Source organism: Kinneretia sp. DJ1R-11 (assembly GCF_025717595.1).
Taxonomy (GTDB): Bacteria; Pseudomonadota; Gammaproteobacteria; order Burkholderiales; family Burkholderiaceae_C; genus Paucibacter_A.
Genome location: NZ_JAJIRR010000005.1, coordinates 289898 through 315097, shown reverse-complemented (window position 1 = coordinate 315097; position 25200 = coordinate 289898). Strand labels below are relative to the sequence as shown.

Annotated in this window: 24 protein-coding genes; 12 read left to right on the top strand and 12 right to left on the bottom strand. The window is 64.4% G+C overall.

Annotated elements, in window-relative coordinates:
- Nucleotides 1-253 precede the first annotated feature (253 nt).
- The 4 genes from LNV23_RS11735 to LNV23_RS11720 form a co-directional block, all read right to left on the bottom strand.
- The gene (locus LNV23_RS11735; RefSeq protein ID WP_411910567.1) at nt 254-1615 is read right to left on the bottom strand and encodes a replication-associated recombination protein A; all 1362 of its coding nucleotides are present in this window, start codon (nt 1613-1615) and stop codon (nt 254-256) included.
- A gap of 46 nt (nt 1616-1661) precedes the next feature.
- Nucleotides 1662-2276, bottom strand: coding sequence for an outer membrane lipoprotein periplasmic chaperone LolA (gene lolA / locus LNV23_RS11730; protein WP_263563145.1), 615 nt, complete (start codon nt 2274-2276; stop codon nt 1662-1664).
- Nucleotides 2277-2291: 15 nt separating this feature from the next.
- Nucleotides 2292-4655: a DNA translocase FtsK gene (locus LNV23_RS11725; RefSeq protein ID WP_263563144.1), complete on the bottom strand. Its 2364-nt coding sequence runs from the start codon at nt 4653-4655 to the stop codon at nt 2292-2294.
- A gap of 73 nt (nt 4656-4728) precedes the next feature.
- Nucleotides 4729-5394 carry a Crp/Fnr family transcriptional regulator gene (locus LNV23_RS11720; protein WP_263520497.1) on the bottom strand — a complete coding sequence of 222 codons (666 nt, stop codon included), beginning with the start codon at nt 5392-5394 and terminating at the stop codon, nt 4729-4731.
- A 248-nt stretch (nt 5395-5642) separates the two neighbouring features.
- Here LNV23_RS11720 and trxB point away from each other — a divergent pair, with 248 nt between their 5' ends.
- From trxB to rpmG, 3 genes are all read left to right on the top strand, one after another.
- Entirely contained in the window at nt 5643-6605 is a 963-nt protein-coding gene (trxB, locus tag LNV23_RS11715; RefSeq protein ID WP_263563143.1) for a thioredoxin-disulfide reductase, read from the top strand.
- A gap of 248 nt (nt 6606-6853) precedes the next feature.
- Nucleotides 6854-7087, top strand: coding sequence for a 50S ribosomal protein L28 (rpmB, locus tag LNV23_RS11710; RefSeq protein ID WP_102766965.1), 234 nt, complete (start codon nt 6854-6856; stop codon nt 7085-7087).
- Nucleotides 7088-7116: 29 nt separating this feature from the next.
- Nucleotides 7117-7284, top strand: a complete 168-nt coding sequence (gene rpmG / locus LNV23_RS11705; RefSeq protein WP_263520495.1) for a 50S ribosomal protein L33 — start codon at nt 7117-7119, stop codon at nt 7282-7284.
- A gap of 90 nt (nt 7285-7374) precedes the next feature.
- Here rpmG and LNV23_RS11700 read toward each other — a convergent pair whose 3' ends face one another.
- From LNV23_RS11700 to LNV23_RS11690, 3 genes are all read right to left on the bottom strand, one after another.
- Nucleotides 7375-7887: a DUF3016 domain-containing protein gene (locus tag LNV23_RS11700; protein ID WP_263563142.1), complete on the bottom strand. Its 513-nt coding sequence runs from the start codon at nt 7885-7887 to the stop codon at nt 7375-7377.
- Nucleotides 7888-8037: 150 nt separating this feature from the next.
- Entirely contained in the window at nt 8038-9258 is a 1221-nt protein-coding gene (locus LNV23_RS11695) for a DesA family fatty acid desaturase (protein ID WP_318023230.1), read from the bottom strand.
- A gap of 154 nt (nt 9259-9412) precedes the next feature.
- Entirely contained in the window at nt 9413-10678 is a 1266-nt protein-coding gene (locus LNV23_RS11690) for an RsmB/NOP family class I SAM-dependent RNA methyltransferase (RefSeq protein ID WP_263563141.1), read from the bottom strand.
- A gap of 69 nt (nt 10679-10747) precedes the next feature.
- Between LNV23_RS11690 and LNV23_RS11685 the strand changes: the two genes are divergently transcribed.
- The gene (locus LNV23_RS11685) at nt 10748-10999 is read left to right on the top strand and encodes a DUF1653 domain-containing protein (RefSeq protein ID WP_263563140.1); all 252 of its coding nucleotides are present in this window, start codon (nt 10748-10750) and stop codon (nt 10997-10999) included.
- Complete coding sequence (locus LNV23_RS11680) at nt 10999-11658, top strand: DUF1345 domain-containing protein (protein WP_263563139.1); 660 nt, start codon at nt 10999-11001, stop codon at nt 11656-11658. The genes LNV23_RS11685 and LNV23_RS11680 overlap by 1 nt, the downstream gene beginning before the upstream one ends.
- 4 nt (nt 11659-11662) lie before the next feature.
- Here the strand turns inward: LNV23_RS11680 and purN are convergent, their stop codons facing one another.
- The gene (purN, locus tag LNV23_RS11675) at nt 11663-12313 is read right to left on the bottom strand and encodes a phosphoribosylglycinamide formyltransferase (RefSeq protein WP_263563138.1); all 651 of its coding nucleotides are present in this window, start codon (nt 12311-12313) and stop codon (nt 11663-11665) included.
- Between the two features lie 119 nt (nt 12314-12432).
- Between purN and trpS the strand changes: the two genes are divergently transcribed.
- Genes trpS through LNV23_RS11660 form a run of 3 tightly spaced genes read left to right on the top strand, consistent with a single transcriptional unit; the run spans nt 12433 to nt 15308 of the window.
- A complete protein-coding gene (gene trpS / locus LNV23_RS11670; protein ID WP_411910570.1) occupies nt 12433-13425 on the top strand; it encodes a tryptophan--tRNA ligase in 993 nt (330 codons plus the stop codon).
- A gap of 6 nt (nt 13426-13431) precedes the next feature.
- Nucleotides 13432-13893, top strand: a complete 462-nt coding sequence (locus LNV23_RS11665; RefSeq protein WP_263563136.1) for a DUF3717 domain-containing protein — start codon at nt 13432-13434, stop codon at nt 13891-13893.
- Nucleotides 13890-15308, top strand: coding sequence for an MATE family efflux transporter (locus tag LNV23_RS11660; RefSeq protein ID WP_263563135.1), 1419 nt, complete (start codon nt 13890-13892; stop codon nt 15306-15308). The genes LNV23_RS11665 and LNV23_RS11660 overlap by 4 nt, the downstream gene beginning before the upstream one ends.
- On the opposite strand, the gene LNV23_RS11655 is transcribed toward LNV23_RS11660, so the two are convergent.
- From LNV23_RS11655 to ettA, 4 genes are all read right to left on the bottom strand, one after another.
- Nucleotides 15283-16668 (bottom strand): HAMP domain-containing sensor histidine kinase, encoded by a 1386-nt coding sequence (locus LNV23_RS11655; protein ID WP_263563134.1) that lies wholly within the window; start codon nt 16666-16668, stop codon nt 15283-15285. The two genes, LNV23_RS11660 and LNV23_RS11655, sit on opposite strands and share 26 nt — an antisense overlap.
- Before the next feature lie 26 nt (nt 16669-16694).
- On the bottom strand, nt 16695-17408 hold the full coding sequence (locus tag LNV23_RS11650; RefSeq protein WP_263563133.1) for a response regulator: 714 nt from the start codon (nt 17406-17408) through the stop codon (nt 16695-16697).
- 100 nt (nt 17409-17508) lie between these two features.
- Nucleotides 17509-18006, bottom strand: coding sequence for a Spy/CpxP family protein refolding chaperone (locus tag LNV23_RS11645; protein WP_263563132.1), 498 nt, complete (start codon nt 18004-18006; stop codon nt 17509-17511).
- A gap of 174 nt (nt 18007-18180) precedes the next feature.
- Nucleotides 18181-19845, bottom strand: coding sequence for an energy-dependent translational throttle protein EttA (gene ettA / locus LNV23_RS11640; RefSeq protein ID WP_263563131.1), 1665 nt, complete (start codon nt 19843-19845; stop codon nt 18181-18183).
- 377 nt (nt 19846-20222) lie between these two features.
- On the opposite strand from ettA, the gene LNV23_RS11635 reads away from it, so the two are divergent.
- The 4 genes from LNV23_RS11635 (at nt 20223) to LNV23_RS11620 (ending at nt 25200) form a co-directional block, all read left to right on the top strand.
- Nucleotides 20223-21731 carry a DEAD/DEAH box helicase gene (locus LNV23_RS11635; protein ID WP_263563130.1) on the top strand — a complete coding sequence of 503 codons (1509 nt, stop codon included), beginning with the start codon at nt 20223-20225 and terminating at the stop codon, nt 21729-21731.
- 102 nt (nt 21732-21833) lie between these two features.
- Nucleotides 21834-22514 carry an NAD(P)H-binding protein gene (locus tag LNV23_RS11630; protein ID WP_263563129.1) on the top strand — a complete coding sequence of 227 codons (681 nt, stop codon included), beginning with the start codon at nt 21834-21836 and terminating at the stop codon, nt 22512-22514.
- A complete protein-coding gene (locus LNV23_RS11625) occupies nt 22511-23884 on the top strand; it encodes an MBL fold metallo-hydrolase RNA specificity domain-containing protein (protein ID WP_263563128.1) in 1374 nt (457 codons plus the stop codon). Before LNV23_RS11630 ends, LNV23_RS11625 begins: the two co-directional genes overlap by 4 nt.
- Complete coding sequence (locus tag LNV23_RS11620) at nt 23881-25200, top strand: MgtC/SapB family protein (protein WP_263563127.1); 1320 nt, start codon at nt 23881-23883, stop codon at nt 25198-25200. Before LNV23_RS11625 ends, LNV23_RS11620 begins: the two co-directional genes overlap by 4 nt.

The following is a 25200-nucleotide window of genomic DNA, read 5'->3' as shown; positions in this document are numbered from 1 at the left end:
AGCACCAGCCCGTTGATGATTTGCTGGAAAAAAGTTTCCATGAAGCCTCTCCGGTTCGGGGATCCACGCCGCGCGCAGACCCACCCATTGGTTGTGCTGAAAGACGAGCAAAAAAAAGGCCCGCCACAAAGTCGGCGGGCCCACTTGGCCATCTAGTCCTGCAGCCTGCGAGTCATTGTAGGAGTCGCTTTCCGCCGGACTTCGCTGGTAAATACCCCTAGCGCGGGCCGCAAAAAACCTCGGCAAATTGGACTCATTCGTCGCCCCCACGAGCTTCTTCATTGCGCCGCCGCAGCTCGGTCAGCCGTTCGCCGATGCGCAACTCCAAACCCCGGCCAACGGGCTCGTAAAAGCGCTGATCCTCGAGGCCATCGGGGAGGTAATGCACCCCCGCCGCAAAGCCTTCAGGCTCATCGTGGGCATAGCGGTACTCACGTCCATACCCTAGCTCGCTCATCAAGCGGGTGGGAGCGTTGCGCAGATGCAGCGGAACCGGTCGGCTGGCATCGGTTTTCACGAAAGCCCGCACCGCCTTGTAGGCGCTGTACACGGCGTTGGACTTCGGTGCCACAGCCAAAAACACCAGGGCCTGCGCCAGGGTGAGCTCGCCCTCAGGCGAACCCAGGCGCTCGTAGGTCTCTGCCGCATCGAGGCAGATGCGCAGCGCGCGCGGATCGGCCAGACCGATGTCTTCACTGGCCATGCGGATCAGGCGGCGAGCGATATAGCGCGCATCGACACCGCCATCGAGCATGCGGGCGAACCAGTACAGCGCGGCGTCGGGGTCTGAGCCTCGCACGGACTTGTGCAGGGCCGAGATGACGTCGTAGAACTGTTCGCCGCCCTTGTCATAACGGCGCAGTTGCTCGCCCAGGGCACGCTCAAGCACAACCTCGTCGATCTCAGCAATGCCGGCGGGCGCGAGTGAAGCCACCGACTCCACGGCGTTGAGCAGGCGCCGCGCATCTCCATCGGCATATGCCGCCAGGCGTTTGGCCGCCGCCGGGGTGATCGGCGGGCAGGCCAGCAGCTGTGTGCCGCGCTGCACCAGATCGAGCAGGTCCTGTTCATCCAGGGCCTTGAGCACATGGACGGTGGCCCGCGACAGCAGCGCCGAGTTCACCTCAAACGACGGGTTCTCGGTGGTCGCACCGATGAAGGTGAACAGGCCCGACTCGACATGCGGCAAGAACGCGTCCTGCTGCGATTTGTTGAAGCGGTGGACTTCGTCCACGAACAGAACGGTGCGCCGCCCTTGCGCCGACACGCTGAGTGCCCGCTCGACCGCATCGCGGATGTCCTTGACCCCGCCCAAGACGGCCGAAATGCTGATGAACTGGGCCTCGAAGGACTGCGCCATCAGGCGCGCCAGCGTGGTCTTGCCGACCCCAGGCGGCCCCCAAAGAATCATGGAATGCAGCCGCCCCGATTCAAAGGCGGTTCGCAAGGGCATGCCGGGGCCTAGCAACTGACGTTGGCCGATCACCTCGTCCAGATGCTGAGGCCGCAATCGTTCGGCAAGCGGAGGATGCAAAGAAGACTGCACTTGCGAGGACCCCGGCGCGGACATTCGAGCCGGAGCCGGCTCACTCTCGGGAAACAGGGAATCGTTCATCAACACTCAATCAAGCCAGCCCGCAGCGGCTGACGGGTCGCAGGCCTCATTGCTCGACCAGATCCGCACCGGCTGGCAGCACAAAACGAAAGCGCTCGGCCGGCAGGTTCGCATTCGTCGCCATGGCGCTGAAGTCCAGGCGCGACTGCTGCCCAAAGCCATCGACGATTTCCAGCGCCGCCAATTCGCGACCCTTGAAGCCGATCTTGAGCGACTGGAAACCACCATCGGCCTGCCGCGGCAATGCCTGGACCCAGTCCAGCCCCCCTTCACTAGGCAAGGCCTTAAGGCTGAAATCGCGCTCAAGATTGCCGCCCGCCAAAAGGGCCGCAGGCGTAGCACCCAAGGCCTGCGACATGCGCCGCGAGCTGGCCTGGTTCAGGTCCGGATCGAAGATCCACACCTTCTGCCCATCCCCAACGATCAGCTGTTCGAAAGGCTTGCTGTAGGCAAAGCGAAACTGGTTGGGCCGCTGGAACTCGAAGCTGCCCATGGACACTTTTTTGCGCTTGCCGTCGGGGGAATTGACGGTCTGCTTGAACTGGGCACTGGCGCTCTTGACCTCAGCGACAAAGGCTTTCAACGCCGCCACGGCGTCAGCCTGAGCCGCCAGGGATGCGCTCACCAGCAGGGTCGCGCACAGGCCGTTCTTCAGGGACATCAGTCGCTGTCTCATTCATTCATCTCGCTTGGGCACGATCAAATCGCGGTTGCCATTGGTGGCCATGCTGCTGACCAGGCCCGATTTCTCCATCTGTTCGAGCAAGCGGGCGGCACGGTTGTAGCCGATGCGCAAATGGCGCTGGACCAGTGAAATCGAGGCCCGGCGGTGCTGCAGCACGATGGCCACGGCCTGGTCGTACATGGGGTCGGCCTCGCCTTCGCCGGCACCACCACCGGCCGCCCCCGCCTCACCGCCCTCACCTTCGAGCACGCCGCCTTCCAGAATGCCCTCGATGTAATTGGGTTCGCCCTGGCTCTTCAGGTACTCGACCACCCGGTGCACCTCCTCGTCGCTGACAAAGGCACCGTGGACACGAATCGGCAGGCCGGTGCCGGAGGGCATGTACAGCATGTCACCCATGCCCAGCAGGGCTTCGGCGCCCATCTGGTCGAGGATGGTACGGCTGTCGATCTTGGAGCTGACCTGGAAGGACAAACGGGTCGGGATATTGGCCTTGATCAGGCCGGTGATCACATCAACCGAGGGCCGCTGCGTGGCCAGAATCAGGTGGATGCCGGCGGCCCGGGCCTTCTGAGCCAGGCGCGCAATCAGCTCCTCGATCTTCTTGCCGACCACCATCATCAGGTCGGCCAACTCGTCAATGACGACGACGATGAAGGGCAAACGTTCCAGCGGTTCCGGCTCTTCCGGCGTCAGACTGAATGGGTTGCCGATCGACTCGCCGCGCTCCTTGGCCTCGTCGATCTTCTTGTTGTAGCCGGCCAGATTGCGCACGCCCATCTTGCTCATGAGCTTGTAGCGGCGCTCCATTTCACCCACACACCAGTTCAGCGCATTGCTGGCCTGCTTCATGTCCGTCACCACGGGCGCCAGCAGATGCGGGATGCCTTCGTAGACGCTCATTTCCAGCATCTTGGGGTCGATCAGGATCAGGCGCACATCGCGCGCTTCCGCCTTGTAGAGCAAGGACAAGATCATGGCGTTGATACCGACCGACTTACCCGAGCCGGTGGTACCGGCCACCAAGCAGTGCGGCATCTTGGCCAGATCAGCCACCACCGGCAGGCCGACGATGTCCTTGCCGAGGCCCATGGTCAGCTGCGAGCTGGCATCGGCATAGACTTGGGAGCCCAGGATCTCGGACAGGCGGATCGTCTGGCGACGCGCATTGGGCAGTTCCAGGGCCATGAAGTTCTTGCCCGGGATGGTCTCCACCACACGGATGGACACCAAGCTCAGCGAACGCGCCAAGTCCTTGGCCAGGCCGACGATCTGCGAGCCCTTGACGCCGGTGGCCGGCTCGATCTCGTAGCGCGTGATCACCGGGCCGGGCGAGGCCGCTACCACGCGCACTTCGACACCGAAGTCGCGCAGCTTCTTTTCAATCATGCGCGAGGTCATTTCAAGCGACTCGGGCGTGACCGACACCACCTGCACAGGCGCTGTGTCCAGCAGGTCGACCTGGGGCAGCTTGGTGTCGCTGGAGTCTACAAACAGCGTGGTCTGGCGCTCCTTGGCGACCCGGGTTGACCTTGGAACCTCCATCACCGGCGCTTCGATGACGATGGGAATGTGATGCTCCTCCACCACCTGGCGCTCAACCTCCACCACCAACTCGCGCTCCTGCGCGGCCTGCTCGCCAAAGCGCTGGTCCTCGGCCTTCTCGCGCTTCTCGAGGCGCTGTTCGCGCCATTGGTCCAGGCGCGCACCCAGTTGTTCGGCCAGATGGGCCCAGGAGAACTTCAGCGCCAGACCGGCGCCGAGCAGCAAAAGGCTGATCCAGACCACGCCAGAACCGGCAAAGCCGAGCACCCGCATGCTCCAGGGACCGAGCGAATAACCCAGCACACCGCCGGCATGACCTGGCAGACGGGTTTCCCAGGAATAGAGCCGGGTCCATTCGAGCGCCGAACTCGCACACAGCAACAGCAGCAAGCCCAGAAACCAGAAAATCATCGGTCGCCGACTGCCCGGCGCTGGCGAACTCTCAGCGCGCAGCAGATCGGCGAGGTGGCTCAGCCAGACGCGCAGCCCGATCAGAAGCAGCCACCAGGCCGAAAAACCGAAGCTGAACAACAGCAGATCCGCGATCCAGGCCCCGACGGCGCCCATGCGGTTGCCATACATGGCGTGTTGGCCGGAAATGGAGAAAGCCGCGTCGGCGCGGTCGTAACTCACAAGGGCAAGCACCACCAGGCACCAGGCGGCGCCACTTAGCAATAGCCAGACCGGCGTACGCAAGGGGTTGGTGCGCGGCGGCGGCGGCGCTGCCGCCTTCTTGGATTGGCGTTTGTAGACTTTGTCGGGCGCGCCGACCTCGTCGTCACGCAACAGGGAACCCAGCGGAAAACTCATGCCACCATTGTGGCGCAGGATTCACACGAACTAGCCCTGCCGGCTACGCCGACGTCACCATCAGGCAAGGAGATCAGCCTGGGAAACGTTCCTTGATGACCACCGAGCCGTTTTCCAGGGTCTCGATGACACCGCGCTCTTCCAGATCCTTCATCACCCGGCTGACCATTTCGCGCGATGCACCGACGACCTTGGCCATGTCCTGGCGCGACACCTTGCCGCGGATGATCTTGAGGCCCTTTTCTTCTTCGGACATGTCCAGCAAGGTGCGAGCGACCCGGCCGTAGACATCCAGCAAGGCCAAAGACTCGATCTGACGGTCGGCATTGCGCAGGCGCGCCACCAAGCCGCGCAGAATGGCGTAAGACAGGCTGCTGCTCTCGGGCAGGCAACGGGCAAACTCATTGCGCCCCAGCACCAGCATGTCGGTCTGCACTTCGGCACGCACGGTGGCCGAATGCGGCTCGTGGTCGATCAGGCTCATTTCACCGACGTAATCGCCGGGCTGCAGCACAGCCAGGATGACTTCGCGTCCACGTGTATCGGCCGTCAGTACCCGGGCACGGCCGTTCAGCAAGATGAACAAGGCATTGGACTTGGTGCCCTGCTCGACGATCAACTCACCGCGTTTGAAACGACGCTTGACCACGCTGTCGGCGATCGACTGCGCCTGGTCGGTGGTGAGCAGAGAAAACAAGGGCACCCTGCGGATCAGATCCAGATTGGACAACATCGCCATGAACAGCCTCCTTTGGTTTAAGCCTGAATTTGGCACGCCCTCAGAGCGTCCGTGACATGCCTAGAATGCACGGGATTGTGCCCACCCGCCTCATATTTCAAACCATGTTTAGCCGGGTAAATCCGGCCATTACCGCCGACGCAACAGCACAGGCCGCAGGCACGAAAGATGCGCAATCCTGCTGCTTTCGACTTGGCCTTCAACTTCCCGCGCTTGCGAAACGATCCAACCGCCCCATCTGAGCCCCCATGAACGCAAACACCCAACACCATACGCTGCTGATCCTGGGTTCCGGCCCGGCCGGCTACACCGCCGCCATCTACGCCGCTCGCGCCAATCTGAAGCCGACATTGCTCACCGGCATGGCCCAGGGCGGCCAACTGATGACGACCACCGAGGTGGACAACTGGCCTGCCGATGTGATGGGTGTGCAGGGCCCGGAACTGATGGAGCGATTCCAGAAGCACGCCGAGCGCTTCCAGACGCAGATGATCTTCGATCACATCAACGAGGTCGATTTTTCCCAGCGCCCCTTCAAGCTCAAAGGCGACAGCGCCAACTACAGCTGTGACGCTCTGATCATCGCCACCGGCGCATCGGCCAAGTACCTCGGCCTGCCCTCGGAAGAGGCCTTCATGGGTCGCGGCGTCAGCGGCTGCGCTACCTGCGATGGCTTTTTCTATCGTGGCCAGGAAGTTTGTGTGGTCGGCGGCGGCAACACTGCGGTCGAAGAAGCGCTCTACCTGAGCAATATCGCCAGCAAGGTGCATGTGATCCACCGTCGCGACAAGTTCCGCGCCGAGCCCATCTTGATCGACAAGCTGATGGCCAAGGCCGAGTCCGGCAATGTGGTTCTCCACCTCTGGAACACGTTGGACGAGGTGTTGGGTGACCAGAGCGGCGTGACTGGCGTTCGCATCAAGAGCACCCAAGGTGGCGGAACGCAAGACCTGACCCTGCAAGGCTGCTTCATCGCCATCGGCCACCAGCCGAACACCGACATCTTCAAGGGCCAGCTGGAAATGAAGGATGGCTACATCGTCACCAAGAGCGGCTTGAACGGCTTCGCCACCATGACCAGCGTGCCGGGCGTCTTTGCCGCGGGCGACGTCCAGGACCATGTCTATCGCCAGGCCATCACCAGCGCTGGCACCGGCTGCATGGCCGCCCTGGATGCGCAGCGCTTCCTGGAGCAGCAAGAGCAAGGCTGAGCGACAGCACAAGCCTGCCACAAGGGCACGCCAGGGCAAATAGCCTGGAGTGCCTTTTCATTTTCAGCTATACTCTTTGGCTTGCTTGCTGGATGGACCGCGCCCAGAAGACAGATACCAGGGCAACCTGCGTGATGTCAGATAGGTTTAGCTTGCATAAAGCGGTCATGAGGTCATCGCGGGTCTTGAGTGTGCAAAAGCAAGCTCGACCGAGATGGCTGGTCATCAAATCAAACCGGAGAAGCGTCATGGCACGCGTCTGTCAAGTCACGGGCAAGAAGCCCATGGTGGGAAACAATGTTTCTCACGCCAATAACAAAACGAAGCGTCGCTTCCTGCCGAATCTGCAGTACCGCCGTTTCTTCCTGGAAACCGAGAACCGCTGGGTTCGTCTGCGTATCAGCAATGCTGCTCTGCGTTTGATTGACAAGGTCGGCATCGACCAAGTCGTCGCCGATCTGCGCGCCAAGGGCGAGCTCTGATCTAGTACTGAGAATCAAGGAGCATCATCATGGCAAAAGGCGCACGCGAAAAGATCAAGTTGGAGTCGACCGCAGGTACGGGTCACTTCTACACGACCGACAAGAACAAGAAGACCACGACCGGCAAGCTCGAATTCATGAAATTCGACCCCAAGGCTCGTAAGCATGTTCTGTACAAGGAAACCAAGCTGAAGTGATTCAGCTCGGCAACTCCCCGGCAACGGGGAGCTCCACAAAAAACCCCGCAAGGCGCAAGCCGGCGGGGTTTTTTCATGGGCGAGGCAAACTCAAGGCTGCTGGATCTTCGCCTCAGCCACGGCCGGCGCCTTGAACTCATCCCGGAACCAGTTGTCGATCATGCGGCGCTCATAGCGGATCGGGTCGGAGTCGGGGTAGCGATTGAAATTGGACATGTAAGCCATATCGTGCAGCCGGATCTTGCCGCTCTGCAGCGTCTTGCCCTTCTCGCTGAGCACATAGCTGAATTCGATGGCAGGAGAACTGACACCGCGCAGCACCCGAATCATCTCCATACGAGGCCCGACAGGCTCCCAATCTCCAGCCAGATCGATATTGCTGATTTCAAACTTGAGATCCTTGCCGGGCAACTGAGCACCCAGTTTCTCCAGATGCGCCTTGATCCCGTCCAGGACCGGCTCACGCTCGCGGCGACTGAAGTCGGCGCTGGCGTCACTGAACTTTTCGGGCTCGATGAAACGAACTTCGACATCGGCCAGAGCCAGCGAAGCCGAGGCACTCAAAGCCAGAACCAGACCGGCGGTACGAAGCAGTTTGCTCATGGTGACTCTCCTTGTGTGTTCCGTTGCTGTGCCTTCAGTCTAATCCTCGGGCGCAAAAAAGGCGCCTCTCAGGGCGCCCTTTTACCGCAGGATTACTTGCGGTCACAGACGGCAGACCGGCCGTCACAAACTGTCAAATCAAGCGGCCACTCAAACCCTAGCCATGCGCAGATTCATGGAGAAGCTGCGCAATTCGGCAATGCCGCTCTCCTCGGCACGACGGCACCAAGCCTGCAAATCAGCCACCAGCTGCTCGGCCGACACATTGGTACGTGTCCACAGCTGACGCAGTTCTTCGCGCATGGTCAGGAGCTTGTCCAGCGCCGGGCTGGCAGCGCGGGCCTTGGCGATCTGCGGCAGAAGACTGTCAGGAATATTGACTTCGTCGCGATGCGACCAGCGCATGGCCAACTTGAATTCCGCCCATTGCGCGCTGTGCTCCTGGCCTTGCGCCTTGAGCTTGTCCAGCTCCGAAGCGCAGGTCGCCTTCAAGCCGCGCCCATACTTGGCCATCACTTCATAGCGATTGGCGATGATGGCTTCCAGCGTGTCCTTGTCGGCAGGCTTGATGTCGCCATGGCGCAGTTTGGGTGCGGTCTTGCGAACCTTGGCCCAGCCCAAGATCTCGAATGCACGGATATAGCCCCAGCCGATATCAAACTCGAAGGGCTTGACCGAGAACTTGGCCGAGGTCGGGTAGGTGTGGTGGTTGTTGTGCAGTTCTTCGCCACCAATCAGGATGCCCCAGGGCGAAACATTGGTCGAGGCATCGGGTGCCTCGAAATTTCGATAACCCCAAAAGTGACCGATGCCGTTGATCACGCCGGTCGCCCAGACCGGGATCCAGACCATCTGGATAGCCCAGACCGTGGCGCCGATGGCACCGAACAGCGCTAGGTTGATGATCAGCATCAAGCCCACGCCTTGCCAGGAGAAGCGGGTGTAGAGATTGCGCTCGATCCAGTCATTGGGCGTGCCCAGACCATATTTGGCCATGGTCTCGGGATTCTTGGCTTCGGCGCGATAGAGCTCCACGCCCGTCAGCAACAAGGCCTTGAGGCCGCGGGTCTGCGGACTGTGAGGGTCTTCCTCGGTCTCGCACTTGGCGTGGTGCTTGCGATGCACGGCCACGAATTCCTTGGTCACCATGCCTGTGGTCAGCCACAGCACGGCACGGAAGAAATGCGAGGGAATAGGCCCCAGGTCCAGCGAACGGTGCGCTTGCGCACGGTGCAGGAAGATGGTCACGGCGAGGATGGTGAAGTGCGTGATGACCAGGGTGAAAGCCACCACCTGCCATGCACTGGCTTCGAGCAGGCCATGGGCCAGCATCTGGACCACCGCATCGTGTACCGACATCAAGAAGTTCATGGGTTCCTAATCCTGCCCAGGGCTGGGCATATCTATGGATTCAAGTCGCTGAATTGTAGGTGCCGGACTCTAAGCACCTCAGTGCATAAGTCTGCTTCAGGTCAAGAACCGGCAACTTTCGACCGGGGCCTGGTCTGACAGGCCCCGCCGGCCATCAGCTGGGCTGTTTTTCCCACACCGCGGCGAAGAAGCCATCGGTTTGGTGCTGGTGCGGCCAGAGGCGCAAATAGCCGTTCTCAACCAGACGGTCCGCCTGCTCGACATGGGCGCGGCTCAGCACCTCGGCGGCGTCGAGCTTCTTGAACTGGGGATGAGCGGCCGAGAAGGCTTCGGCGATCGCCTCGTTCTCGGCATCCAGCAGGCTGCAAGTGGCGTAAACCAGCCGACCGCCCGATTTCAGCAGGCGCGCGGCACTGGCCAGAATGGCCGTCTGCTTGGCCTGCAGCTCTTGTATCGCATGCAATGACTGGCGCCATTTCAGATCCGGATTGCGGCGCAAGGTACCCAGGCCCGAGCACGGTGCATCGACCAGCACTCGGTCGATCTTGCCGGACAGGCGCTTGATGCGCTCATCACGCTCATGGGCGATCTGAGTCGGATAAATATTCGACAGACCACTGCGCGCCAAGCGAGGCTTCAAGGAAGCCAAGCGGTGACCCGAGGTGTCGAAGGCATAGAGCCGGCCAGTGTTGCGCATGGATGCACCGAGGGCCAGGGTCTTGCCGCCGGCACCAGCGCAGAAGTCCACCACCATTTCGCTGCGCTTGGCGTCCAGCATCAGGGCCAGCAACTGGCTGCCTTCGTCCTGGACCTCGACACCGCCGCCAGTGAATAGCTCTAGCTTGTTCAAGGCCGGTTTGCCGTGAATGCGCAGGCCCACAGGCGAGAATGGTGTGAGTTCTGCCGGGATGCCGGCAGCCGCCAAAGTGGCCTGAGCCTCTTCGCGCTTGCCTTTCAGGGTGTTGACGCGCAGATCCAGCGGAGCCTGCTCATTCATGCTGGCAGCCAAGGACCAGAACTGTTCCTCGCCGAGGCGGGCCATCAAAGGCTGGGCCAGCCACTCGGGCAAGTTGTGGCGCAGGCGCGGCGCGAGCTGGGTCTTGTCTATTTGACGGACCTGTTCCAGCCATTGCTGTTCTTGCGTGTTCAAGGCGCCACGCAAAAAGGCCTCGTTGCCCTGCCAGCCCAAAATGGCCAGGCGGCGCTCGATCGGGCCACCGCCAGACTGGGCCAAATGCTGCAGCAGCGGGCGCTGACGCAGCACGGTGTACGCGGTCTCGGCCAAAGCATGGCGTTCGCGCTGGCCCAGGGCCTTGTGTTTGCGGAAGAAGGCGGACACCACGCTGTCGGCGGGAGTGTCCAACTGGAGGACAGCGCGCAAGAGCTCGCTGCTCATTTCAAGAAGGGCATTAGGATGCATAGCGCGATTATCCCAGGCCCGCGGGCTTTCCCTGCCGTGCCGCCATTTTTATCCCTTGCCGCCCCCGACATGAGTGCCGACGATCTTTCCCCCTTGCCCGCCACACCGCTGGGCCGCTACCGCCACTACAAAGGCGGCGAGTACGAAGTGATCGGTACCGCCAGGCATAGCGAAACGCTGGAACCGCTGGTGGTCTACCGCCCGCTTTACAACGCCACCGGCCTGTGGGTGCGGCCTCATGCCATGTTCTTCGGCAGCCTGGAAGTGGACGGGGTGCTGACGGCGCGCTTCAGCGCCATAGACGACATGCCGTCACACTGATGATGCGCGCGCCCCGCTGGCTGCAACAGCTGCGCCTGCGCCCGCGCCTTTTGCTGGCCCTGGGTCTGGGCCTGCTGGTCGGCCTGGCCTGCCCTTCGCACTGGAGCTTGTCGGCGCGCCTGCTCTGCGGCTGGAACGCCGGCGTCTGGTTCTATTTGCTGGCGGTGTTACAGATGATGCTGGCCGCTGACCATGAGCATGTACAGCGCAAAAGCGTGGCGCAGGCGGACGGCGTGGCCGCCGTGCTGTTGCTGGCGGCGGCCGGCGCCCTGGCCAGCCTGGCGGCCATCACCCTGGAGCTGAGCCAGCCGGCCGGCCCTCCAGGCGCCACCTTGGCACTGGCCCTGTTGACGGTGGCGGGCAGCTGGCTGCTGCTGCCGGTCGAGTTCGCCCTGGCTTATGCCAGCCTCTACCACCGCAACACGGTCCATGACAAAGGACCGCACGGCCTGGAGTTTCCTGGCCTGCAAGGTCTACCGGACTACACCGACTTCATGTACTTCGCGGTCACCCTGGCCGCGACCTCGCAGACCTCGGATGTGGCGGTCAGCGCCCGGCCCATGCGGCGCTTGGTCTTGCTGCACGCCCTGCTGTCCTTCATGTTCAACACCGGCGTGCTGGCGCTCTTGATCAACATCCTGGCCGGCATGATCCGCTGAAGGTTCAGCTGAACGACTGACTCGCCCCGCTGAGCTGCTCGACACGACCATCAACCCAGCGCAGCTGGCCTTCGACAAACCAGCGCACCGCCTGCGGATACATGCGGTGCTCGAGCTTGAGCACGCGGGCCGACAGGGTGTCTTCATCATCACCGGGCAGCACCGGCGCCACGGCCTGAGCGACGATGGCGCCATGGTCCAACTCGGCGGTCACGAAATGCACGGTGGCGCCGACGAATTTGCAGCCCATCGCCAAGGCCCGCGCGTGCGTGTGCAGGCCGGTGAAGGCCGGCAGCAGCGAGGGGTGGATATTGAGCATGCGCTCGGCATAGTGGGCGGTGAAGGCCGGAGTCAGGATGCGCATGAAGCCCGCCAGCACCACCAGATCCGGCGCAAAACCATCGATCACGCGCTGCAACTCGGCATCAAAAGCCTCCCGGGCCTGCTGTGCATCCATGCCGGGCCGGCGGAAGGCCTTGTGGTCAACCACGGCCGTGGCAATGCCGTGCTCGGCCGCAAAGCTCAGGCCGGCGGCATCTGGCTTGTTGCTGATCACGGCGGCAATCTGGGCCGGCCAGCCCTCGGCCGCACAGGCGCGCACGATGGCCTCCATATTGGAGCCACGGCCGGAGATCAGGATGACGATGCGTTTCATGGGGCGGCAGTGTAGCTGCCTACAATGCCCGACCTGATCTTTGCTGCGGCCCGCCGATGAGCTCCCTGCCTACTCCTGAACCGACTTCTGCCGCCGCACGCCCGCGCGTGCTCTCGGGCATGCGCCCGACCGGCGCCCTGCACCTGGGCCACTACCACGGCGCGCTGAAGAACTGGGTTCGCCTGCAGAGCACACACGACTGTTTCTTCTTCGTCGCCGACTGGCATGCCCTGACCACCCAGTACCAGGACCGGCAGAACCGCAACAGCATCGAGCGCAATGTCTACGACATGGTGGTCGATTGGCTGGCCGCCGGCATCGACCCCGAGAAGGCCACGCTCTTCATCCAAAGCCGCATGCCCGAGCATGCGGAGCTCTTCACCCTGCTGGCCATGAGCACACCCACCTCCTGGCTGGAGCGCATTCCCAGCTACAAGGACGCGGTCGAGAAGCAACGCGCCAGCAGCACGCCGGGCGATGGCGCCACCTACGGCTTCCTCGGCTACCCGCTGCTGCAGGCGGCCGACATCCTGATCTACAAGGCCGGCTTCGTGCCCGTCGGTGAAGACCAGACCGCCCATGTGGAAGTGACGCGCGAGGTGGCCCGCCGCTTCAACCGCATCTACAGCCCGGATGCGCCCATTCTGCCCGAGCCGCAAGAGCTGCTGACCGAGACCGCGCGACTGCCCGGCCTGGACGGCCAGAAGATGAGCAAGAGCTACAACAACGCCGTCGCCATGCGCGATGCGCCCGAGGTGGTGGACGAAAAGATCCGCACCATGCCCACCGACCCGCAGCGCGTGCGCCGCAGCGATGCTGGCGAGCCCAGCCGCTGCCCGGTCTGGCCCCTGCACCAGCTCTACTGCGACGAGTCCACTCGCGCGTGGGCGGCCGAAGGCTGCCGCTCGGCCAGTATCGGCTGCCTGGACTGCAAAAAGCCTTTGATCGAGGCCATCCAGAAAGAGCAAGCGCCCTGGCGCGAGCGTGCCAATGAATACCTGGCCAACCCCAAGCAGGTGCAATGGATTGTCGAAGTCGGCACCGAGCGCGCCCGCGCCGTCGCCCGCAAGACCTTGAGGGAAGTCCGCACGGCCATGGGCCTGGCCTACTGAACCCGCATGAGCGGCATCCACATCACCGACATTGAGGCCGCCATCAATTGGTGGCGCGAGCGTCACCCGTCGACCGACGGCCTGAGCGCCTGCCCCGAGGTGCAAGCCCTGGCCGAGGTCTACGGCCTGCTGGTCTACCACCGCGATCATGAGTGCGACGAAGACAGCATGCCCGCCGTCGCCAAGGCTGCCTGGCTGCGCTGGTACGACAGCACACCCGACGCGCCCTGTATCGCCATCTGTTCCACCAGCCAGGGCGACGCCTTGTGCAAGGGCTGCGGCCGCACCTTTGACGAAGTGCAGCACTGGCCGATGATGACGCCGGCCGAGAAGCGCATCACCTGGCGCCGCATCACCCAGGAAGGCACAGCCTGGCGCTTCAACCGCTATGCCGAGCGGGCGCGCGAGTTCAAGGGCGTCGATCACCCGCAGCTGCAAGACCCCCAGACTCCGGCGGACCCGGCATGATGGGCCGAGCCCATCTCGAGAGCCTGCGCCGCATCGCGCCGCTGGCCTGGCCGGTGCTGGTCGGGCAGCTTGCCGTGCTCGCCTTCAGCACCATCGACACCGTGCTGGTGGCCCGTTACTCGGCCGTCGACCTGGCTGCACTGGCCGTGGGCAGCGCGATCTTCATCACCGTCTTCGTGGGCTTGATGGGCGTGGTGCTGGCCATTTCCCCCATCGTCGGCCGCCTGTTCGGCGCCGGCCAGATGCGGGAAGCCGGGGCGCAGTTGCATCAGACGCTGTGGCTCTGCCTCGGCTTGATGGGCTTGGGCAGCCTGATCCTGCTGCTGCCCGAGCCCTTTCTGGCGGTGTCGCAGGCCAGCCCCGAGGTTGAGGCCAAGGTACGCCATTACCTGATGGCACTGGCCGCCAGCCTGCCGGCCACGCTGTTCTTTACCGCCTTCCGCGGCTTCAATGTGGCGGTTTCCCGGCCCAAGGCGGTCATGGCCTTGCAGGTCGGCGGCCTGCTGCTCAAGCTGCCGCTGAGCCTCTTGCTCATTCAAGGCTTTGCGCTCGGCCCTTGGCAGGTGCCAGCCTTGGGCGCCCTGGGTTGTGGCATTGCCACGGCGATCGCCATGTGGGCCCAGGCCGCCATCGCCTTCGCCTGGATGCGGCGAGACCCTTTTTACGAGCCCTTCGGTCTGCGCCGCGGCGGCCTGCAAGCCCCCCACTGGCCCGACATCCGCGCCCTGCTCAAACTGGGCGTGCCCATGGGCGGCTCCATTCTGATCGAGGTGACCGGCTTCACCTTCATGGCCATCTTCATTGCCCGCCTGGGTGCCACGCCGGTGGCCGGCCACCAGCTGGCGGTCAATCTGATCAGCCTGATGTTCATGCTGCCGCTGGCCCTGGCCAATGCCACCGGCACCCTTGTGGCGCAATCGGTCGGCGCCCATGACCCGGCCGGCGCACGGCGCCTGGGCTGGCATGGGCTGGAGATCGGCCTGGCCGCGTCCTTCCTGATCGGTGCCCTGGTGTTTTTTGCACGCGAAGCGGTGCTGGGCCTGTACACCAGCGACCCGGTGATCCTGGGCGCCGCCCTGCCCTTGCTGCTCTGGGTCTGGCTTTTTCACGTGGCCGATGCCGGGCAGACCCTGGCAGCCTTCGTGCTTCGCGCCCACCACATCGCCACCGCACCCATGGTCATCTACGCCCTGGCGATCTGGGGCGTGGGCCTGGGCGGCGGCTACTGGCTGGCCTTCGGCCACAGCCCCTCGATCCCGGCCGAGTTCCAGGGCGCGCGCGGCTTCTGGTCAGCGGCCACCGCCGGCCTGGTGCTGGCAGCCGTGGGTTTGAGCGCCTTCCTGGCCTGGGTGCATCGGCAGGAAGAACGCGAGCAGGCCACTGCTGCCCTCAGTTCGCCTCGGTCGGCAGGCTGAAGACGAACACGCTGCCACCGCCGGGCCGCGCTTCGCAGCGCACCTGGCCTTGATGGCGCAGCGCGATCTGCTTGACCAGACTCAGGCCGAGTCCCACCCCTCCGGCCTGTTCGGCATGGCCGGGCAGGCGGAAAAATGCTTCGAAGATTCGTTCACGCATGACCTCGGGCACGCCGGGACCGCGGTCGCTGATGCGCAGCTCGGCCTGGCCCTCGCTGTCGCGCGCGAGTTCCAGCAAGAGCTCCTGCCCACCGTAGCGCTTGCCGTTTTCCAGCAGATTGCGCAGGGCGCGGCGCAGCAGTCGTTCGTCGCCAGGTACCACCAGTTCGGTCAAGCCTGCAGCGGGCTGAAAGTCCGCCGCGCTGCGCGCCGCCTCTTCCGCCGCCAGTCCCATCAAGTCAACCTTGAACTCATGCAAGGCCGGCGTCGCCGCGCGAGCTGCCGCTTCCAGGCGACTGGCCAGCAACACCTCTTCGACCAGGGCGTCCAGCTCTGAAATATTGGTATGAATCTCGGCCTGCAGGCGCACGCGCTGCTCCGGGCCGGCGTTGTCCAGCATGGAAAAAGCCATCTTCAGCCGAGCCAGTGGCGAACGCAGCTCATGGCTGGCATTGGCCAACAGCGACTGCTGAGAGCGCAGCAAGGTCTCGATCTGCGCCGCGGCGCGGTTGAAGCTGCCGGCCAGCGCTGCCACTTCATCGCTGCCGCTGTCATCGACACGCTGCGTCAGCTGACCCGAACCAAACTGCTCGACACCGGCCTTCAGGCTTTCCAGACGCCGAGTCAGTCGTCGCACCACCGGGTAGGCCCCGAGGGCTACGCCAAAGAACAGCAGCACAAGCAGGACCAACAGAATTTGCCCATTGGGTCGAGGCCCGAAGAAGGGCAGGCCCCAGGCCAAGGGCGCGTTGTCACCTCGTTTGAAGAAAGGCCGATCCGGCCCAGGACCACCGCCCATACGTGCGCCCGGCCCCATGCGAAAGCCACCGCGCATCACCAGGAGGCTGCGGTGATCTTCCAAAGGCACGCGCAAGCTGGCGGGGCCCGGCATGCCTTCACGCTCAGAGAATTCCTCAGAAGCGGCGATGCGCTCGCCACGCTCATCAACAAGTGCGATGGCCATATGCAGGCGCTGCCCCCATTCCTGCAAGGCCTCAGCCTGCTCAGAGCGGGGCGCTGAAGCGGGCGGCAAGGAGCCATGGATCAGTTCGGCAAGTGCCAACATGCGCTCGTTGGCCGAGGACTCAAAACTGCCGCGCTCCTGCTCGAAATGGCGCTGGAACAACCACGCCGAGCCAAAAGCAAAGGCCAGCAGCACGACCACCAAGGTCAGGTAGATGCGCAGGTACAGCGACCTCATCTCAGATGCTCCAGCGGCATCGCGCCTCAATGGCCATGGTCGGCGTCCTGCTTGCGGGCGAACACATAGCCGGCACCGCGCACCGTCAACACCCGGCGCGGCGTTTTGGGATCCTCTTCGATCAGCGCGCGGATGCGCGAGATGTGAACATCGATCGAGCGGTCGAAGGCATCGAGCGGATGGCCCTTGAGGGCGTCCATGATCTGGTCACGCGAAAGCACGCGGCCTGGGCTTTGCGCCAGCACCACCAGCAGATCGAACTGATGGCCGGTGAAATCGAGCGGCTTGCCGTCCAGGCGCGCCATGCGTGCAGCCAGGTCAATCTCCAGGCGACCAAAGCGAAGCACATCATCGGCCGGCGCCTCGGGTTCGGCGCGGCGCAGCAGGGCTTTGATGCGGGCTTGCAGCTCACGTGGCTCGAATGGCTTGGCCAGGTAATCGTCGGCGCCGAGTTCAAGGCCCAGGATGCGGTCCATGGGTTCACCACGAGCCGAGAGCATGAGCACAGGCAGGCGGCGCGTGAGCGCGTCGCTGCGCAGTTCACGGCAGAAATCCAGACCGTCACCATCTGGGAGCATCAGGTCCAGCACCAGCAGATCAAAGGCCTGCTCGGCCACGGCGACACGACCGGCAGCCAGGGAGGCGGCCAGAGTCACCTCGAAGCCGGCCGCGCTCAGGTAGTCGCACAACATGGCGGTGAGCCGGGTGTCGTCGTCGATCAGCAGCAGTCTGGAACTCATGGCGGATGCAAAAGGGAAAGTGGCCGAGACCATTCGCCGGCCTCGTCGCGGCGCAGGCTCAAACTGCGCGACGCCGCCGAGCATAAACGAGCGCGGCAACTCAGTTGCCATGCTTGCCGCCTTGCATCTCCATGTGCTTTGCCATGCGAGCCTGCATCTTCTTCATGCGCTCGGCCATCTTGGCGCGCTGCTCCGGGGTCAGCACGCGTGCGGCGTCCACCATGGCCTGGCTCATGCGCTTGCTGATCACCTCATGGTGAGCGCTCATCTGAATGCGCAGGGCCTCGATGGCGGCAGCGTCGATATTGGTCGCGGCAAACAGAGTCTGCGCCTGATCGCGCAGCTTGCGAGAGGTTTCGTGCTCGGCCTTCATATCGGCCCGCGCGGCGTCCATGATTTGCTTGATCTGGCTGCGCTGCGCATCGCTCGCGTCCACCATATCCAGCATGTGCTCAACATGGCCGCCGCCCATGGCCATCATCTCGTGGCCACCACGGTGACCCATGGGGCCTTGAGCCTGCGCCTGGAAGCCGGCGAGCGACAAGCTGGCTGCCACGGCGCCGAGGGCAAACAACTTCTTCAGATTCAGCTGGGACATGACAGATCTCCGTCGGGGTTGGGGTGAATGAATCTTCAGCCCCGCACGTAAGCCTGCTGTGCCCCGGCAGTAAAGATCTGTGAATGCCCAGCGCCAATGAAAAGAGCGCCCACAGGCGCTCTTTCGTTCAGCCGCGAACACCCTCCTGACTGCACAGGACGGTGGCTGGCAGCATCACTTAATCGGCTTGAAGCGCATGCGCTTGGGGCGCGCGCCTTCTTCGCCCAAACGCTTCTTCTTGTCGGCTTCGTACTCGTGGAAGTTGCCGTCAAAGAAGAACCACTGCGAATTGCCTTCGCAGGCCAGGATGTGGGTGCAGATGCGGTCCAGGAACCAGCGATCATGGGAGATCACCATGGCTGAGCCAGCGAACTCCAGCAGCGCCTCTTCCAGCGCGCGCAGGGTTTCGACGTCCAGGTCGTTCGACGGTTCATCGAGCATCAAGACGTTGCCGCCCTGGGCCAGGGTCTTGGCCAGGTGCAAACGGCCGCGCTCACCGCCCGAGAGACTGCCCACCAGCTTTTGCTGGTCATTGCCCTTGAAGTTGAATCGACCCAGATAGGCGCGGCTGGGCATCACGAACTTGCCGACCGTGATGTTGTCCAGGCCACCCGACACGTCTTGCCACACGGTCTTGTCGGCTTCCAAGCTGGCGCGGCTCTGGTCCACAAAAGCCATCTTGGCGGTCTTGCCGATCTTGACGGTGCCGCTGTCCGGGGTCTCGGTGCCTTGCAGCATGCGGAACAGCGTCGACTTGCCGGCGCCGTTGGGGCCGATGATGCCAACGATGGCGCCGGCGGGCACCTTGAAGCTCAAGTTGTCGATCAGCACGCGGTCGCCAAAGCTCTTGCTGACGTTCTCGAACTCGATCACTTCATTGCCCAGGCGCTCGGCCACGGGAATGAAGATTTCGTTGGTGACATTGCGCTGCTGGTATTCGACGTCCGACAGTTCCTCAAAGCGAGCCAGACGCGCCTTGCTCTTGGCCTGACGGCCCTTGGCATTGGAGCGCACCCACTTCAACTCTTCCTTCATCGCCTTCATGCGGGCGTCTTCGGACTTCTGTTCACCTTCCAGGCGTTTTTCCTTCTGGTCCAGCCAGTCGGAGTAGTTGCCCTTCCAGGGGATCCCATGGCCGCGGTCCAATTCCAGAATCCACTCGGCGGCGTTGTCCAGGAAGTAGCGATCGTGGGTGATGGCCACCACAGTGCCGGGGAAGCGCTGCAGGAACTGCTCCAGCCACTCGACCGATTCGGCGTCCAAGTGGTTGGTCGGCTCGTCGAGCAGCAGCATGTCGGGCTTGCTCAGCAGCAGGCGGCACAAGGCCACGCGGCGCTTCTCGCCACCGGACAGCACGCCGATCACGGCGTCCCATGGCGGCAGGTTCAACGCGTCAGCGGCCAGTTCCAACTGCAGATCGGTGTTTTCGCTGCCAGCGGCGGCGATGATGGACTCCAGCTCACCCTGCTCGGCGGCCAAGGCATCGAAGTCGGCATTCTCGTCAGCGTAAGCGGCATAGACCTCGTCGAGGCGCTTCTTGGCGGCCAGCACGCCGCCGATGCCTTCTTCGACCGCCTCACGCACCGTCTGCGTGTCGTTCAGGCGCGGCTCCTGCTCCAGGTAACCGATCTTGATGCCAGGCATGGCGATGGCTTCGCCTTCGTACTCCTTGTCCACGCCAGCCATGATCTTCAAGATGGTGGACTTGCCCGAACCGTTCACACCCAGCACGCCAATCTTGGCGCCAGGGAAGAAGGACAGGGAAATGTCCTTGAGGATGTGACGTTTCGGGGGAACCGTCTTGTTGACGCGGTTCATGGAAAAGACATATTGCGCCATGGCGTGATTCCTGGAGAGTGCGGGTTCGGTACGAAGTGCTGAATGCGCGGGGCCAACCCGGAGGTTCGCCTGACATAGGCCGGGCCGTGTTGAAGTGGGCCGGGCTGGGCGCCAAACCGCACATTGTCGCAGCATCTGCGACACGGTCAGCGCTGCCCAGCGTCACAAGATCACGGCTCATGGCCCGCCCCACGGGGAGAAGCCCGGCCGCGCCACCCTGGCCGGCTATACTGCGAGCTGTCGCCACGGCTACCAGTCTTGCCGTGGCGTTCATTTTTTTGAGCTCCAGCGCCCCTCCTTTTCGCAGGCTCGAAGACTGGCGATGCACCCCGTGCACGCGGCCCAGCACCCGATGAGTTGCGCTCAACAAGCAATCAATGACATTTGAATCTTTGGGCCTTGCCGCGCCCCTGCTGAAGGCCATCGCCGACGCCGGCTACACCACCCCCACCCCGATCCAAGCACAAGCGATCCCCGCCGTCATGCAAGGCGGCGACCTGATGGCCGGCGCCCAGACCGGCACCGGCAAGACCGCCGGCTTCACCCTACCCCTGCTGCACCGCCTGAGCGAAGGCGCTCCGGTGCTGAACAAGCGCGGCAAGCCCGCCATCCGCGCCCTGGTGCTGACCCCGACCCGCGAACTTGCGGCCCAGGTCGAAGAAAGCGTCAAGACCTACGGCAAATACCTGCCCCTGAAGAGCATGGTGATGTTCGGCGGCGTGGGCATGCAGCCGCAAATCAACCGTCTGCGTGACGGCGTCGACATCCTGGTGGCCACCCCCGGCCGCCTGCTCGACCATGCTCAGCAAGGCACGCTGGATCTCTCACAAGTGCAGATCCTGGTGCTGGACGAAGCCGACCGCATGCTGGACATGGGCTTTGTGCATGACATCAAGAAGGTCCTGGCCCTGCTGCCCGCGAAGAAGCAGTCGCTGCTGTTCAGCGCCACTTTCAGCGATGACATCAAGAACCTGGCCGACCGCCTGCTGAACCAGCCCGCCCTGATCGAAGTGGCCCGCCGCAACCAGACCAATGAGTCGATTGCGCAGAAGGTCCACCCGGTCGGCCGCGAGCGCAAGAAGGAACTGCTGGTCCACCTGATCAAGGGCGGCCTGGACGGAGCGCCTTGGCACCAGGTGCTGGTGTTCACGCGCATGAAGCATGGCGCCAACCGCCTGACCGACTACCTGAATGACCAAGGCATCAGCGCCATGGCCATCCACGGCAACAAGAGCCAAGGTGCACGCACCAAGGCCCTGGCCGACTTCAAGAGCGGTGACCTGACCTGCCTGGTGGCGACCGACATCGCCGCGCGCGGCATCGACATCGACCAGCTGCCCCACGTCGTCAACTACGAACTGCCCAATGTCCCCGAGGACTATGTGCACCGCATCGGCCGCACCGGCCGCGCCGGCGCCCAGGGCGAGGCGGTCAGCCTGGTCTGCGTGGACGAGAACGGCTTCCTGCGCGAGATCGAAAAGCTGATCAAGCGCGAGATCCCCAAGGAAATCGTGGCCGGCTTCGCACCCGACCCGAGCGAGCGCCCCGAGCCCATCGTGCTGGGCCGCATGATCCTGAACACCAACGGCAGCCGCTCCGGCGGCGGTGGCCGTGGCGGCAACTCGCGCGGCGGTGGTGGTGGCGGTGGCCGCCCCGGAGCGCGCCCCGGTGGCGCACCGGGCCAGAGCCGTGACGGCGGCGCCCCGCGCTCGGCCGCGCCGCAAGGTCGCTCCGGCGGTGGCGGTGGTGGCGGCGGTGGACGTCCTTCTGCAGGCCGCCCGGCCGGCGGTGGCGGCGGCGGCCGTCCCCAAGGTGGTGGTGGCGGCGGCGGTGGTGGTGGCGCAGGCCGCGGCCAAGGCTCACGCCTGACCAGCCCCAAGCGCTGAACACGTTTCAGCCCTGACCCGAGCCCGGCCCACGCCGGGCTTTTTTCATGGCCGCGCGGACGTAGGATGCAGGCCACGCATATCGCGGATTGGAGTCATCGCTTGAGCCCACACATGCCCAAGGTCTGGATCGCCGGCGCCACCGGCTTGGTCGGCCGCGCGCTGCTGGCCGAGCTCTTGAGCCGGCCACTGGAAGTCCACGCCCTGCTGCGACGCGACGCGCCCGAACTGGGCCGCCACGCGAACCTGCATCCCCAGCGGGTCAATTTCGGCCGTCCCGATCTGGGCCCAGCCCATATTCCGGCACCGGACGAGCTCTACATCACCCTGGGCACCACCATTGCTGCGGCGGGCTCGCAAGAAGCTTTTCGCGAAGTGGACTTCGATGCCGTGCTCCACGTCGCTCGGGTCGCCCGGGCCGGTGGTGCACGCCGCTGCGCCGTCGTCTCGGCCCTGGGTGCCGACCCGAGCTCGCGGGTGTTCTACAACCGCGTCAAAGGTGAGATGGAACAGGCCTTGATGGGCTTGCACTTCAAGCGTCTGGTGATTGCCCGCCCGGCCCTGCTGCTCGGCGAACGTGGTGGCCTGGGCCAGACACACCGTGCCGGCGAGGCTTGGGGCCAGCGCTTGCTGCGCCCTTTGAGCCCCCTGCTGCCAGCGCGCTGGCGGCCGATTCAAGCGGACACCGTGGCGCGTGCACTCACCCTTGCTCTGCATCAAGACGGGCCGGCCGTACAGGTGCTGGAATCCGAAGCCTTGCATAGCTTGGGAGCCCTGCCATGAAGCTGACCTTTCTCGGCGCCGCCGACTGCGTCACTGGTTCGCGCCATCTGCTGGAGCTGGGCAAGCAGCGCCTGCTGCTCGATTGCGGACTGTTCCAGGGATTCAAGACCCTGCGCGAACGCAACTGGGCGCCGCTGGGCGTGGCGGCTGCCAGCGTCGACGCCGTGCTGCTCAGCCATGCACACCTCGACCACAGCGGCTACATCCCGGCGCTGCGCCGCCAGGGTTTCCGGGGTCAGGTCTTTTCCACCTCGGCCACCCGGGACCTCTGCGAAGTGCTGCTGCTGGACAGCGCTCATCTGCAGGAAGAGGACGCACGCCAGGCCAACCGCCACGGCACCTCCAAGCACGAGAAAGCCCTGCCGCTTTACACCGTCAGCGAAACCAAGAAGGTGATCGAGCATTTCGTCGGTGTCCACCGCGACGGTCGCCTCAAGCTCGGTCAGGCCGAGATCCGCTTCACTTCGGTGGGCCACCTGCTGGGCGCCTGCGCCATCACGGTGCGGCATGGCGGCAAGACCCTGGTCTACAGCGGCGATGTCGGCCGCAGCAATGATTTGCTGATGCCGGCGCCGCAGCGTCTGGAAGAGGCCGATGTGCTGCTGATCGAGTCGACCTACGGCAACCGCCAGCACCCGCCCGAGGACGTTCAGGCACGCCTGGCGCAAATCCTGCGCCAGACCTTCCAGCGCGGTGGCAGCGTGCTGCTGCCCAGCTTTGCGGTCGGCCGGGCGCAAGCCCTGCTGCTGGTGCTGCAGCGCCTGCGCGAAGCGGGCGAGCTGAGCCAGGACGTACCCATCTACCTGGACAGCCCCATGGCCATCGAGGCCACCGAGCTGACCCTCAAGCACAAGAAGCTGCTGCGCATCCCGGCGTCCGACGCCCTGGGCCTGTGCGACGGTGTGACCATGATCAGCAAATCGGCCGAGTCCATGAAGCTGGCGCGCAGCATGAGCAGCCCGCGCACCCGGCCTTCCATCATCATCTCGGCCAGTGGCATGGCCACCGGAGGCCGCGTGCTGAACCACATCGAGACCATGGCGCCGCAGGCCCGCCACCACATCGCATTCCCGGGCTTCCAGGTCGGCGGCAGCCGCGGCGCCAAGATGGTGGTCGGCGAACGCCAGATCAAGCTGCATGGCCAGTATGTGCCGGTCAATGCCGAGATCAGCCATCTCGAAGGCTTCTCCGGCCACGCCGATGCCGACGGCCTGATGGCCTGGTTGCGCGGCTTCAAGCGCGCGCCCGAACAGGTCTTCGTGGTGCACGGCGAGCCCGCCGCCAGCGACGCCTTGCGCAGCCGCATTCAAGACGAACTCGGTTGGCGCGTGCGCGTGCCGCAACATGGGGAAGCGGTCGAGCTCGGATGAATCTGCTGGAACAAGCATTTGGTGCCCAAGCCGGCTTGGCCATGGGCTTGATGGCCGCCCTGGGCAGCGGGCTTTTGATCGGACTGGAGCGCGAGCGCCACAAGGGCCGCGGCCACGCGGGCACGCGTGCTCAGGAGCCAGCCGGCCTGCGCACTTTCACCATCGCCGCCCTGGCCGGCGCCCTGGCCCATGGCCTGGCTGTGCCGGGCTTGGTGGCGGTGGGCGCGCTGGCGATCACGGTGCTGGCGGCCATGGCTTACTTTCGCAGCAGCGAGCGCGACCCGGGTCTGACCACCGAAATGGCTCTGCTGGCCACGTATTTGATCGGCGTGCTGTGCGTGCAAGCGCCGCTGCTGGGCACGCCGGCCGCGGTCACCCTGACCGCCTTGCTCAGCGCCCGCACCGCCCTGCACCGCTTTGCCACCCGCATGCTGCGCGAGGATGAATTGCATGACGGACTGCTGCTGGCAGCCCTGGCCCTGGTCGTGCTGCCCCTGATGCCCACCGAGCCCCTGCCCTGGCTGGCGGGCATGAAGGCACATTCGCTGATGGGCCTGATGCTCTTGCTGCTGGGCCTGCAGGCTTTCGGTTATGTGGCGCTGCGTCTGCTGGGTGCGCAGACCGGCTTGGCGCTTTCGGGCCTGATGTCGGGTCTGGTGTCCAGCACCGCCACCATCGCCGCCATGGGCCAGCGCGCGCGCGCCGAACCACCGCTGTTCCTGGCCTGTGCGGCCGGCGCCGTCATGTCGAGCGCGGCCACCTGGCTGCAGGCCAGCCTGATGCTGCTGGCCCTGGCACCGGAGGCGGCCATGCGTTTTCTGCCCATGGGCGGGGCCGGCATCGCGGTGGCTGGCGGGGCCGGTCTGCTATTGGCTCGCCAAGCCCGCCTTACTCAGAAAGCGCAAGCCAGCGACGCAGCGCCCGCGACGGCCAAGGCCGTGCAGCGCGGCGGGCCCCTGCGGCTGAAGGAAGCGGCGCTGATCGCCTTGCTTTTGAGCGTGGTGACCGTGGTGGTCAGCTGGGCCGAGCAGCGCTTCGGAAGCTCGGGCCTGTTCGGCGCGGTGGCGCTGACGGGTCTGGCCGATGCCCACGCACCGGTGGCTTCACTGGCCGGCCTGGCCCATGCCGGCCAGATCGACGCCCGACTGATGTGTCAGGGCGTGCTGGCCGCCATCGCCAGCAACAGCCTGACGCGCAGCCTCACCGCCTGGCTGGCCGGCGGCCCGCGCTTCGCCCTGATCGTGGCCTCGGTGCTGTTCAGCTCCCTGGCGCTGGCCGCCGCCCTGCTGTGGCTGCTGCTGCCTTTTCTGAGCTGA